Origin of the sequence: Aggregatibacter segnis ATCC 33393, from assembly GCF_900476035.1 — a bacterium.
Lineage (GTDB): Bacteria > Pseudomonadota > Gammaproteobacteria > Enterobacterales > Pasteurellaceae > Aggregatibacter > Aggregatibacter segnis.
In genome coordinates this window covers 1,891,897-1,904,609 of the sequence record NZ_LS483443.1, presented here as the reverse complement: position 1 = coordinate 1,904,609, position 12,713 = coordinate 1,891,897, and the positions used below count along the sequence as shown (strand labels likewise).

The 12,713-nt window shown below is 43.3% G+C and carries 10 protein-coding genes; all 10 read right to left on the bottom strand.

Annotated elements, in window-relative coordinates; all coding sequences use genetic code 11:
* Position 1: 1 nt before the first annotated feature.
* The 10 genes from secD to DQN58_RS09200 all read right to left on the bottom strand — a co-directional run bounded on the left by secD (position 2) and on the right by DQN58_RS09200 (position 12,661).
* Positions 2 to 1,852, bottom strand: coding sequence for a protein translocase subunit SecD (gene secD / locus DQN58_RS09245; RefSeq protein WP_006718962.1), 1,851 nt, complete (start codon positions 1,850 to 1,852; stop codon positions 2 to 4).
* Positions 1,853 to 1,882: 30 nt separating this feature from the next.
* On the bottom strand, positions 1,883 to 2,182 hold the full coding sequence (gene yajC, locus DQN58_RS09240) for a preprotein translocase subunit YajC (RefSeq protein WP_006718961.1): 300 nt from the start codon (positions 2,180 to 2,182) through the stop codon (positions 1,883 to 1,885).
* A 162-nt stretch (positions 2,183 to 2,344) separates the two neighbouring features.
* A complete protein-coding gene (locus tag DQN58_RS09235) occupies positions 2,345 to 2,566 on the bottom strand; it encodes a sulfurtransferase TusA family protein (RefSeq protein ID WP_006718960.1) in 222 nt (73 codons plus the stop codon).
* Positions 2,567 to 2,585: 19 nt separating this feature from the next.
* Positions 2,586 to 3,104 carry a hemerythrin domain-containing protein gene (locus DQN58_RS09230; RefSeq protein WP_006718959.1) on the bottom strand — a complete coding sequence of 173 codons (519 nt, stop codon included), beginning with the start codon at positions 3,102 to 3,104 and terminating at the stop codon, positions 2,586 to 2,588.
* A gap of 83 nt (positions 3,105 to 3,187) precedes the next feature.
* The gene (gene tgt, locus DQN58_RS09225) at positions 3,188 to 4,339 is read right to left on the bottom strand and encodes a tRNA guanosine(34) transglycosylase Tgt (protein ID WP_006718958.1); all 1,152 of its coding nucleotides are present in this window, start codon (positions 4,337 to 4,339) and stop codon (positions 3,188 to 3,190) included.
* Between the two features lie 108 nt (positions 4,340 to 4,447).
* Complete coding sequence (queA, locus tag DQN58_RS09220; RefSeq protein WP_006718957.1) at positions 4,448 to 5,539, bottom strand: tRNA preQ1(34) S-adenosylmethionine ribosyltransferase-isomerase QueA; 1,092 nt, start codon at positions 5,537 to 5,539, stop codon at positions 4,448 to 4,450.
* Positions 5,540 to 5,821: 282 nt separating this feature from the next.
* Positions 5,822 to 7,210 carry a prephenate-dependent tRNA uridine(34) hydroxylase TrhP gene (gene trhP, locus DQN58_RS09215; protein WP_006718956.1) on the bottom strand — a complete coding sequence of 463 codons (1,389 nt, stop codon included), beginning with the start codon at positions 7,208 to 7,210 and terminating at the stop codon, positions 5,822 to 5,824.
* A 178-nt stretch (positions 7,211 to 7,388) separates the two neighbouring features.
* A complete protein-coding gene (locus DQN58_RS09210; RefSeq protein WP_006718955.1) occupies positions 7,389 to 9,407 on the bottom strand; it encodes a hypothetical protein in 2,019 nt (672 codons plus the stop codon).
* A 133-nt stretch (positions 9,408 to 9,540) separates the two neighbouring features.
* Positions 9,541 to 10,587 carry a ferric ABC transporter ATP-binding protein gene (fbpC, locus tag DQN58_RS09205; RefSeq protein ID WP_006718954.1) on the bottom strand — a complete coding sequence of 349 codons (1,047 nt, stop codon included), beginning with the start codon at positions 10,585 to 10,587 and terminating at the stop codon, positions 9,541 to 9,543.
* A gap of 16 nt (positions 10,588 to 10,603) precedes the next feature.
* Positions 10,604 to 12,661 (bottom strand): ABC transporter permease, encoded by a 2,058-nt coding sequence (locus DQN58_RS09200; protein ID WP_006718953.1) that lies wholly within the window; start codon positions 12,659 to 12,661, stop codon positions 10,604 to 10,606.
* Positions 12,662 to 12,713: the final 52 nt, after the last annotated feature.

The following is a 12,713-nucleotide window of genomic DNA, read 5'->3' as shown; positions in this document are numbered from 1 at the left end:
GTTAAATTGATAATTTATCAATTCGTTTGCCGCCGTATAAGAAATTCACGATTGCGCGTGTTCCGGTGATTGCGGTAAACATGGAGATAGCAATCCCTAAAGATAAGGTGATTGCGAAGCCTTTGATCGGCCCCGTCCCTACAGCGTAGAGTGCTACCGCAGTCAAAATGGTGGTTAAGTTCGCATCAAAGATAGAACTGAATGCACCGCTATAACCTTCGCTAATAGCTTGCTGAACAGGGCGACCGTTGCGAATTTCTTCTTTTATCCGCTCAAAGATCAATACGTTTGCGTCCACGGACATCCCAACCGCCAATACGATACCGGCAATCCCCGGCATAGTGAGTGTGGCGCCCGGTAATAAGGACATTAAACCGACTAATAAAACGATGTTGGCGATCAAAGCGACATTGGCAATAAGACCGAATTTACGATAGTAAATGACCATAAAGGCGACGACGATCATTAAGCCCCAAAAACTTGCTTGCAAACCTTGTTCGACGTTTTGCGCACCAAGAGATGGGCCAATGGTGCGTTCTTCCACGATTTGAATCGGCGCAATTAACGCACCGGAACGAAGTAACACCGCAAGGTTTTGTGCTTCTGCCGGAGAGTCTATACCGGTAATTTGGAATTGACTACCGAAACGACCTTGAATGGTGGCAACGTTAATCACTTCTTCGTGTTTTTGTAAAATGGTTTTGCCATTTTCGTCTTTTTTGCCACTGTCTTTATATTCCACATACAACGTCGCCATTGGTTTTTGGATGTTGGCGCGGGTAGTTTGCGACATGATTTCGCCGCCTTCGCTATCCAAGGTGACGCTCACTTGCGGTCTAGAGGTATTTTGATCCACACCGGAACTGGCGTTCGTAATGTGTTCACCACCTAATACGGCACGTTTATATAGCACGATAGGGCGATTGTTTCTGTCATATTTCACTTCAGAATCAGAAGTCACCATGCCGCGAGCGGCTGCCTCTAAGTTTGCATTACCATTGACTAAGCGGAATTCAAGGGTCGCCGTAGCACCCAGAATTTCTTTCGCGCGAGCCGTGTCTTGCACCCCCGGCAATTCAACCACGATACGTTCTGCACCTTGGCGTTGAATTACGGCTTCTGCGACACCAAGTTCGGTGACACGTTTACGCAAAATACTTAAGTTTTGTTCAATCGCACTTTCGCGAGCTTCGTTTAATGCCGCATCAGATAACGCCAAAGACAGGGTATTATCAGAAATCGCACGAATGTCTAAGGTCGGATGCTGTTTGCGCAAATAACGCTGTACATCAGATAACTGTTCCGGATTAACCAAACTTACGATTGTGGAAAAATTCTCCGCTGACTTAATAGCGCTGTATTGATATTTTTCTTTGCGCAATTCGGTACGTAAGGAATCTTGTAATTGCTCTTGACGTTTGGTGAGCGCAGAGTTCATATCCACTTCCATCAGGAAGCGTACACCACCACGCAAATCTAAACCCCATTTCATCGGATTGCCGCCAATACTGCTTAGCCATTTTGGTGTTGCCGGTGCAAGGTTTAGGGCGATAGAGTAGTTATTGCCTAATTTTTCAGTGATCTTATCTTTGGCGAGTAATTGGTTATCGGTATTGTTAAAACGTACAAGAATAGAGCCGTTTTCTAACACGATGGATTTAGTTGCCAGATTATTTTCTTTTAGGACAGTTTGAACTTCGCTTAGCACGCTGGAATTAGCTTCCTGGCCACGAGTTCCTGAGATTTGTACGGCAGGATCTTCACCGTAAAGATTTGGAAGAGCGTATAAAATACCAATGGCGACCAAAAAGATCACCATTAGATTCTTCCATAAAGGGTAACGATTTAACATAGATTTCCTGTTCCCTTGAGGAATGTAAGATTAAAGGGTTTTAATTGTGCCTTTCGGTAATACCGCTGCGATGTAGTTGCGGTTGATGGTCACTTCAGTGCTGTCGTTTAACGCGATAACGATGCTGTCGCTGTTTTCAACTACTTTGGTGATTTTACCAATGATACCGCCGGCGGTTAATACTTCGGTGCCTTTGGTTAATTCGGACATTAATTTTTTGTGTTCTTTATTTCTTTTCGCTTGCGGACGATAAATCATGAAATAGAAAATCAATCCGAAGATGATAAAAATAAATAACATTGACATTGGGCTGCCTTGTTGAGCTTCCATTCAAATTTCCTTTTAGTTAATGAAAAGAGAAGACGCTATGGAGCGTCCGTAAACTGATAAAAATCGGCTGTTAAAATACCATAAATTCGCTGAAATGTGAAAATGATATTGTAAAAATGACGGCAAAAACGACCGCACTTTTGAAGGCTGAAAATAGGGAGGTTACTTGTTTATTTTGGTGATTTTAATGGTACGTTGAGATTGACTTATTACGGTAAAAGATAACTGCTGAGCTTCGCAAAATAAACGAAAATCTTCGATGTCACTTTCCGCAGCAAGCCACACCGTCAATACATCATTTGGGGCTAATGTGTTGACGGCATTTTTCGTCATCAATAACGGCAGAGGACAACGATACTCACGAGTATCAAGTTGATATTCCATAATTTAAATCAACGATAGCTTAGGCTTGTACGCGACGACGAGCGCTCATTATGTCACCGATTTCGCGTAATTCCGATTCTGACAAATGTTGTTTACCCAGCTCAAATAATGGCTCTTCCAAGGCGATATGTTTGTCGTAACCTGAGACCACATTGTTGATCAACGCCATATCGACATTCTCCCGTTCGCCATTCAACAAGGCTTGCAACTGTTCAGATAATTTCGCCCAGTTATCATGTAAGGTCACGTGCTGTCTTTCTAATTCATCAATGTCTTTTTGCGCTTCCGGCACATATTTTACCAACAATGGGAAAAAATCTTTTTCCTCATCATCATGGTGCAACGGGGCTGACTGATTGAAATAATTGAGAATTTGCTGAACGTCATTTTTCACCGCCTGATTACAACCGTTTTTTGCCAAATAATCGGGCAAAATAGTTAGCTGACGACAAAAACGTTTCACTTTGCTATGACAGGCATACAACATTTCAATGGGTTCATTCCAACTGGCGAATTTTTGAGGTTCAAGGATTTGCATAGAAACTCCTGTGAGAGGTAAAAGTGCGGTGGAAAAAACACGTAAATTTTTCACCGCACTTTTTACGGATGATTTTTAGCTGATTATTTTTCTGTTTCTGCAAGTTGTAACGGCGGAACAGGCTTGCCGATTCTCGCATAAAAGTCCACCACAAAATCATCGAAGCGATCTTCTTCAATGGCTTGGCGGATTTCCGCCATTAAACGTTGGTAATAACGCAAGTTGTGGATGGTGTTTAAGCGCGCCCCGAGGATTTCACCGCATTTATCCAAATGATACAAATAAGCCTTGGTGTAATGCTTACAGGTATAGCAATCACAGTGCGGATCTAACGGGCTGGTATCGTCTTTGTATTTGGCGTTGCGGATTTTCACAATGCCATCAGTGACGAATAAATGACCGTTACGTGCATTACGGGTTGGCATGACACAGTCGAACATATCGATGCCGCGGCGTACGCCTTCCACTAAGTCTTCAGGTTTGCCCACGCCCATTAAATAGCGTGGTTTGTCGGCAGGGATTTGCGGGCAAATGTATTCCAAAATGCGGTGCATATCTTCTTTCGGCTCGCCTACGGCTAAACCGCCCACGGCATAACCGTCGAAACCGATGTTCACCAAACCTTCCAGGGACACTTTGCGTAATTCTTCAAATGTACCACCTTGGATAATACCAAATAGTGCGTTTTTGTTACCTAATTCATCAAAACGGTTGCGGCTGCGTTGTGCCCAACGTAAAGACATTTCCATGGATTTTTTAGCGTAGTCAAACGTTGCCGGGTAAGGCGTACATTCATCGAAAATCATCACAATGTCAGAGCCCAAATCATATTGGATTTCCATGGATTTTTCCGGTGATAAGAAAATGCGTTCACCGTTGATTGGGTTTTGGAATTTCACGCCTTCTTCAGTGATTTTGCGCAACTTGCCTAGACTGAAAACTTGGAAACCGCCGGAGTCCGTGAGGATAGGACGATGCCATTGCATAAAATCGTGCAAATCGCCGTGTTTACGCATGATTTCTTGCCCCGGGCGAAGCCATAAATGGAACGTGTTTCCAAGGAGAATTTCTGCGCCGGTGGCGCGTACTTCTTCCGGTGTCATGCCTTTTACTGTGCCGTAAGTACCGACAGGCATAAACGCTGGGGTTTCAACCGTAAATGTACCTTGTGGTCGTTCAAATACCAAGCGACCACGACGGGCGTTGCCACTGGTTTTATCTAATTCATACTTCATTTTATTTCCTCAACGAATAAACAGTTCGAAGGTTTTAGTCAATAAAAAAGCCTGAGTAACAGGCTTAAGTTGTAGGATTTTAGGTGGAGAACCTAAATAAGTCAATTTCTATTCCATTCCCTTCACATGGGGATTTTTGCTGATAAACATGGCATCGCCATAACTGAAAAAACGATAGCGATTTTCCACCGCACTTTTATACGCATTCATCGTATGGCTAAATCCGGCAAACGCAGAAACCAGCATAATCAACGTGCTTTCCGGCAAATGGAAGTTAGTAATTAAACAATCCACCACGCGGAATTTTTTGCCCGGATAAATGAAAATAGACGTATCGGAAAAATACGGTTCAATTAACACATCACGTTGTTTTTCTTCCGCCGCTAATGCTGCACTTTCAATGGAACGCACGGAAGTTGTGCCCACGGCAATCACGCGTTTGCCGGCTTTCTTGGTGGCGAAAATGGCATCGCAAACCTCTTGAGACACTTCCACGTATTCTGCGTGCATGACATGATCTTCAATGTTTTCAACTCGCACTGGTTGGAAGGTTCCCGCGCCCACATGCAAGGTTACAAAGGCGAAATTGACGCCTTTCTCTTTGAGTTTGGCTAGAAGTTCATCATCAAAATGCAAACCGGCTGTCGGTGCGGCAACCGCCCCCGGCACTTTGTTATAGACGGTCTGATAACGCTCTTGATCCGCTTCTTCGTCAGGACGATCAATATAAGGCGGTAAAGGCATATGCCCGATTTGTTGTAAAACGTCAAAAAGTGCGGTCTGTTTTTCGGCGATTTCAATTTCAAATAAACTGCCTTGGCGACCAACCATCAGGGCTTTTACACCGTTGCCTTCGCCTAATTTATCTTCCCCTAAAATCAATTCAGCCCCTTCTTTCGGCGCTTTAGAGGCGCGAACATGGGCAAGAAAACGAGATTCGCTTAATACGCGTTCCACCAAGACTTCAATTTTTCCGCCACTGATTTTGCGCCCGAACATCCGCGCAGGAATAACACGGGTATTATTGAAGATCATCAAATCGCCCGGATGAATCAACTCCAACACATCGGCAAAAGTGCGGTGGAAAATGTCCCCGTTTTCGCCATTCAACTGTAATAAACGGCTGGCAGTTCGTTCTGTTTTAGGATAACGGGCAATCAACTCATCAGGTAAATCAAAATAAAAATCGGCAACACGCATAATGGAAAATCTGGTTTGAAAAAGAGGGCGGTAGTCTAGTGCGAATTGGGGAGAATCTCAAGGAAATAAAAGAAATCACGCTAATTTCTTTTGGTGAATATATAGGAGAAAGCTCTTTGTAAGAGCTAATTCATCCTTTAATCTATGTTTTGCCTTTTTCAAAGCAAAAAAAAGCCCTTTCAAGGGGGTAAGGGCTAAAAGTATTTGGAGTCATATTTTTTTAGGGTACGAGTTGCATTATATGCTTCCAAATTAATAATGCAACATTTATTTAACAATAAATTAACTTTTCTTTTCATGCGGGTTGCGAGTGTTGGTATCAACCAAATTTCGCATGAGCAACGCATAGTCCAAATGAATGTCTTGTGGCACATCTAAAAAGACAAAATGCCCGTCGCCCAAGGCTGCATCGACCTCGGCATTTTTACGGTTGAGCATTTTGTTGATTTTAAACACGATATTGCCTTGCGGTGTCATCATTTCCACTTCATCGCCAAGTAAGAATTTATTCTTCACAGCCACTTCCGCCATGCCAAGTTCATTACGTTTGCCGGTGAATTCGCCGACAAATTGTTGGCGATCGGAAATGGAGTAGCCGTAGTCATAATTTTGGTATTCATCATGGGTGTGGCGACGTAGGAAACCTTCGGTATAACCACGGTGGGCAAGGGACTCTAAGGTGTCCATTAAGCTTTCATCAAACGGTTTACCGGCGGCCGCATCGTCAATGGCTTTGCGATATACCTGAGCAGTGCGGGCGCAGTAATAGAAGGATTTGGTACGACCTTCGATCTTTAAGGAATGTACCCCAAGTGCGGTGAGTTTTTCCACATGTTGTACAGCGCGTAAATCTTTCGAGTTCATGAAGTAAGTGCCGTGTTCGTCTTCAAAAGCGGTCATTTGCTCATCAGGATTTTGCGCTTCGGTGTAAAGGAAAACTTTATCGGTCACGGCGCCTTCACCCAAGGTTGGGGCGACATTTTTCACCTCAATCTGTTGGCTCGGGTCGAATTTCGGCACGATATTGCCCACGTCATCTACTTTTCCTTCTTCCATTTTGTATTCCCAACGACAGGCATTCGTGCAGGTGCCTTGGTTTGGATCTCGTTTGTTGATATAGCCGGAAAGGAGGCAGCGGCCGGAATACGCCATGCAAAGTGCGCCGTGTACGAAAATTTCCAGTTCAATATCCGGCACTTGTTGGCGGATTTCGGCGATTTCATCAAGAGAAAGCTCACGCGACAAAATCACGCGGGTCAACCCCATTTGTTTCCAGAATTTCACAGTTGCCCAGTTCACTGCATTGGCTTGCACGGAAAGGTGAATATCAATGTCAGGGAAGTGTTCACGTACCAGCATAATCAAACCGGGATCGGACATGATCAGTGCATCCGGGCCCATGTCGATCACCGGTTGTAAATCTTTAATAAAAGTTTTGAGCTTGGAATTGTGCGGCGCAATGTTCACCACGACATAGAACTTTTTGCCGAGCGCATGGGCTTCATCGATGCCGATTTTTAAATTAGCGTGATTAAATTCATTATTGCGTACGCGCAAGCTGTAACGCGGTTGACCGGCATACACGGCGTCTGCGCCATAAGCAAAGGCATAACGCATATTTTTTAAGGAGCCGGCAGGGGAGAGTAATTCGGGTTTAAATGAGGTTGTCATAGTTGTCTCTTATGGTCTGATGTCAAGTCAGGAATTTGCACAAGGCAAATCGTAAAGACGGGTATTTTAGGCCGATTTTGCTTTTTGTAAAGGATAAGTGCGGTGGAAAAATAAAATGTTTTTTAGTCGAAACCGAATGAAAAAAGTGGGCATATAGCCCACTTTCTTGTGAGGGTATTTAGTCGTTACTTTCTGACTGAGAAGAATCCATCATTAGTTCGTGTTGCTTCAGAAGTTCTTCTACGGTTTTTCCGTTAATTAGAAAACGGTTATTGTCCCTTTCTAATGTCAGAACATAGTTATCGCCTTCTTCGATAAATATCGGAAATAGTCGTTCTTCCGGTTTAAGCTCAGCCAATAAGGCTTGCCAAAATGGTGAGGCTCTTTTGATTTTTAAACTTTCTTCATCAGAAGTCTCCGCGAGGCCTTTGTTTAGAACAATATTGGTTGTGCTTTGCATATTTTCGATGAACATGTCTGCGATGGACTGTTTATCTTTAGTTGTTTTTAAAGCGCCTTTAAGATGAATACTCACCGGATAGGCTTTTGTGGTTGGATAGGTATTTAAATTGAAGGTGAGGGTTGTGTTATCACTGGCTAAGTCTAGGGCTTTCCATTGATTTCCAAGGAGTTTTTGTGTGGTTTCCGGTGTGAAATAAGCTGAACACAATGATGCAGTCAACCCAAAGCAAAACTGATTTTCTGCAAATTGAGCAACATTATTCACGGTGAGCGGTAGATTGAACGCAAGATCTTCCATTTGCGCTTGTGCTTCAGACAACGCCAGTTTTTTTAGTGAAAGCGTGGAATTTCCACGATATTGGTTGTTTTCCTCTGAGCCTTGATGTTTTAACGCTAATGTTTCCAAGGAGACATTTTGGTAATTAAATGCTTGTAATGAGATTTCTGCATTGCTGCTTCCAGCCATTGTGTTTGCCCATTGTTTCTTCAGCTTTAATAAGGTCTTGTTATCTTCTTTGGGGGCATTTTTGATGGAGAGGGCATCTAAATAGAGCGGAATAAATGCCAATTTGTTTTCCAAGTTATAGCCATCAAGTTGATAGACGATTTGAGCTCCTTTGGCTTCCCATTGTTTGTTTTGATCTTCCGGCGTCTGTTTGATGTCGGCAACATTTAATTGCAAAGCCAGATTGGCTTTAGTGAGATCTGCATTTGCCATCGTTAAATTGAGTTTTGCCTCATTTAAATTAAAGTAAGGCTTTTGATTTTTAGGCGCATCCACGGATTTGACGGAAAGGGTTCCGTTAAATGTGTGATTTTGCGTGAGGACGGCGGATAAAAAATTGGCTACATGTTTAATGTTTTGCTCACCGTTTAGCTGTTTCTTAAATTCATTGGCAAAATCCACCGCACTTGTTACACCGTGCTGTTGTAGATTCAGCGTTATGCCGTTAATCACGGTTTGGCTTTCTTCTGTCGTACGTTCTTTGTTGGCAATGCGTAAGGTGTCGCTACTCAATTGGGTGGAAAGATCGCGCAAGTCTGTATCAGCCGATTTTGTGACACCGAATTGATAACGGGTATTTTTCAGTTGGATTTTGGTGTTTTCGCCATTTAACAAATCCCATTCGGCGTTTTTAGCATTGAGTTCAAGGGTTGAAATGTCGTATTGGTTTTCACCAACAGGCACAAATTTAATCTGGGCACCAATTTGTTCTAATTTGCTGTTTTTATCATAGTTAAAGCCGCTTAAGTTGGCATTAAGCGCTACGTTTTTTGTGCCTGCATTAAAGTCTAGACTGACTGAAAGCGCTTGCGTTTTGTTCGTAAAATCACGGAAGTCGGTAAGTATGTTTGATTGCAGATAATCGCCAACCGGTGAAAATTTGCTGTTAATGGTGTTTTTATCAATGGTGATATTGAGATCTTTGTTTAATTGACGCACCAATTGTTCGGAAAGTTTCGATTCTGCCGTAATGAAAAAAGGCAATGCCGTCAGTTTGGTAGAAATAATATTGGTTTTTTGACCATCATTATTTTCTAAACTAAAGGTAAGCTCACGACTGAAAAAGTTCTTGGCACTTTCCGTCACATTGAGGCTGAGTTGATTATCTAAAGAATAAGGGAATTTTTGTAAAACCTGATCCACTTGCTGATTGGTATAAAACTGCGCGCCCCCACCAAGTGTAATAATCATGGCAGCAAGGGTTAAAGTGGCTTTTCTTTTTTTACTCATGTGATTCTCAAGCTTAGGTTAAGGTTGTTTCGATGACGATACGGAACGCCAACGTTAAAAATGCCGTAAATAATAACCGCACTTTACTCTCTTGAATATAAAGTGCGGTTAAAATTTTAATTATTTTTGATTTTTATTGGTTTTTTAACAGGAAAACGCCTTGCTCGGAAAGATGTACATAGGCTTCTTGCGATGCCGGGTTGAACTGTTCCGGGCGGCAGTTAATCAACAAATCTTGACCATGCCATACCGCCACAACTTCCCAATGGTTACCCATGTACACCGCACTTTTAATTGTGCAACGTTGCGCTTCTGTGCCGGTTTCATGCAGATAAACGGCTTCCGGGCGAACGCCTGCCAAACAATCACCGTCCGGTAAATTGAATTGGGCTGCATTGTTTAAGGCAAGTTCATAGCCATGAATGTTAACGGTATTTCCTTGCAATTTCGCCGGGAAAATACTGGATTCGCCCATGAAGTTAGCCAAGAATAAGGAGTTCGGGCGTTGATACAGATCTTTCGCCGGTGCTTTTTGCATGATTTTCCCTTTATTCATCACGATAACTTCATCAGATACCGCAAAGGCTTCTGTTTGGTCGTGGGTCACGTATAGAGACGTGATGCCTAGGCTTTGTTGTAATTCACGGATTTTTTCCCGCATCGCACGACGTAAGTTAGCATCGAGGTTACTTAACGGTTCATCGAACAGTAACACTTTCGGTTTGAGAACAAGCGCACGAGCAAGCGCCACACGTTGTTGTTGACCACCGGAGATTTGATCCACATAACGATCTTCAAACCCGGCCAAATCCACCAATTCCAAGGCTTCTTTAACGCGCTGTTTACGCTCTTCCTTGCTCACGTTTTGCATGCGTAAGCCGTAGCCGACGTTATCACCGATACTCATGTGCGGGAATAACGCGTAGGATTGGAACACGATACAAATATCACGGTTTTGAATAGACGATTTGGTCACGTCTTCTCCGTCAATGAAAATTTGTCCGGAGGTTGGGTTTTCAAGACCGGCAACTAAACGCAAAATGGTTGTTTTACCGCAACCGGATGGACCAAGCAACGTCACCATGGTGCCGCGTTTAATGGTTAAATCCAAATCATCAATTACCACAGATTTGCCAAAGGCTTTTGTGACATTTTTTAATACCAAGAAATCATTACTCATATTTTTTACCTACAACTTAATTCATTTTTTTCGCTTTGGAACGGGAAATGCGGGTGTCACCGACAATCCAGTCGAAGAATAAAATAATCGCCATCATCACCACGATTAAGATAGAACCGTATGCAATGGCAATCCCATACTCACCGTCTTCGACACGGTTTAGGATGTATGCGGTTGCTACACGGGTATCCGCAGTCACCAAGAAGATGATTGCACTTACTGTTGTCATGGCACGCACGAAACTGGTGACAAGTGCAGAAAGCAAGGCCGGTTTTAATAATGGTAACACGATATACCACAGGGTTTTCCATGAGCTACCTTTCAGAGAAAGGGAGGCTTCGTCCAGCGATTTATCTAATTGTCCCAAGCCTGCAATCGCCGCACGCATACCAATTGGCAAATCACGCATCACCATGGAAATCACCACGATAATACTGGTGCCGGTGATGTACATTGGCGCATTGTTAAAGGCAAGAATGTAAGAGACCCCCGCCACGGTGCCCGGTACGGCAAAACAAAGCATGGTTAAGAACTCAAGGGATTTTTTCCCTTGGAAGTCTTTACGCACTACGATATAGGCAATTAATAAACCAAAAATAGCAGTGAGTGGGGCGGCGATACCGGCGTAAATTAAGGTATTAATTAAGGAAGGCCACGCGCCGTCACTTAATCCTTGTCCGAACAGCATGGCGTAGTTCTTCAAGGTTAAGGTATAGTCCACACCCCAGTTGACGGTGAAGCTTCCGTAGAAAATACTGCCGTAAAGTGACAAGTTGAAGATAACCCAAGAGCCGAGCATGAAAATAATCGTGTATTTCAAGCCGGCAGGGAGTTCTTGTACATCGCCGCGATAAGATTTACCGGAAACGGTCACATAAGAGCGGTTACCAATCCATAAATATTGAATGATAAAAATCGCCAAGGAGAAGATTAACAACATGGAGCCAAGGGTACTGGCGGAGGCGTAATCTAATTGTGAACCGGCAATGTAGAAGTAAATTTGCGTTGCAATAACGTCGAAGCTACCACCCAACACCAACGGGTTACTAAAGTCTGCGAGCGATTGGATGAACACGATGAGGAACGAGTTAGCCAAGGCCGGGCGCAGTAACGGGAAAATGATGTTATAGAAGGTTTGATAACGGTTAGCACGCAACGTGTAAGACGCTTCTTCAATAGACGGATGCACGGATTTTAATGCGCCATCTAAAATCATGAAGGAAATTGGCGCAAATGCCAAAATCTGTGCAATGGCGATACCGTTAAAACCGTATAACCAGTTGTGATTGGTAAAACCGAAATTGGTGGATAAAAACTCGGTCACATAACCGGAGCGACCCAGCATTAAGGTAACCCCTAACCCGACGACAAACGGTGGCGTAACAATCGGCAAAATAGAGAAGATTTTACCGATAAATGCAGTTCGGCGTGCGATACGGGTCGTGTAAAGAGCAAAGGCTAAACCGAACACCGTAGAAACGATACCCACGAAGCCGGATAAAAACAAGGAGTTACTGATGACGCGCACAATGTAGCTTTGCGTCAAAATACGCATCACTTGTTGTGGTGCAAAGGTGTCCCCGTCGTAGAACATGGAGACAAAAATCGCCAATGTTGGGTAAACGATGAAGAAGAAAATCAGCAAAATAATGCAAAGCAAGGAGGCGATAATAAATTTGTCGCCTTGCATGACCTTTAACTTAGCAAAAGAGAGCGTAGCAAGTGCGGTGAAACCAATGAGTAAAACGATTACCGAATAGCCCATGCTGATTTTCAGCACGCTGGCGCTGATAAAAGTAAACAGCGTAGCAAGTGCTAATAAGTAAAGTTCCGCTTTGGCTTGCGTATTGGTTGGTAATTTTAGCCACGGCAATAAACCGTATAAAATTACCGGCAAGAACCAAAAGGCGGTAATGTTAAAAGACGACCAACCCATGGCATCATAGAATTCGTCGGCAGTACTGTCGAACAAGCCGTAATCTAGAGCGTGGGAAGGTAAAACCAAGTATGCAATTAAGGATAAAATGATCCAAAAATGAGCAGAATGTGTTATTGGAAGTTTATTTGCGTTCATACAACCTCGCATTAGTAGAAAAGTGAAGCAATGCAACAGCGCATTGCTTCTT

What these genes read in the sequence shown, in the direction of transcription:
- fbpC (WP_006718954.1), bottom strand. Translation starts at nt 10,587, where the DNA reads ATGAGTAATGATTTCTTGGTATTAAAAAATGTCACAAAAGCCTTTGGC.
- queA (WP_006718957.1), bottom strand. Translation starts at nt 5,539, where the DNA reads ATGCGTGTTGCCGATTTTTATTTTGATTTACCTGATGAGTTGATTGCC.
- DQN58_RS09235 (WP_006718960.1), bottom strand. Translation starts at nt 2,566, where the DNA reads ATGGAATATCAACTTGATACTCGTGAGTATCGTTGTCCTCTGCCGTTA.
- trhP (WP_006718956.1), bottom strand. Translation starts at nt 7,210, where the DNA reads ATGACAACCTCATTTAAACCCGAATTACTCTCCCCTGCCGGCTCCTTA.
- yajC (WP_006718961.1), bottom strand. Translation starts at nt 2,182, where the DNA reads ATGGAAGCTCAACAAGGCAGCCCAATGTCAATGTTATTTATTTTTATC.
- DQN58_RS09200 (WP_006718953.1), bottom strand. Translation starts at nt 12,661, where the DNA reads ATGAACGCAAATAAACTTCCAATAACACATTCTGCTCATTTTTGGATC.
- secD (WP_006718962.1), bottom strand. Translation starts at nt 1,852, where the DNA reads ATGTTAAATCGTTACCCTTTATGGAAGAATCTAATGGTGATCTTTTTG.
- DQN58_RS09210 (WP_006718955.1), bottom strand. Translation starts at nt 9,407, where the DNA reads ATGAGTAAAAAAAGAAAAGCCACTTTAACCCTTGCTGCCATGATTATT.
- tgt (WP_006718958.1), bottom strand. Translation starts at nt 4,339, where the DNA reads ATGAAGTATGAATTAGATAAAACCAGTGGCAACGCCCGTCGTGGTCGC.
- DQN58_RS09230 (WP_006718959.1), bottom strand. Translation starts at nt 3,104, where the DNA reads ATGCAAATCCTTGAACCTCAAAAATTCGCCAGTTGGAATGAACCCATT.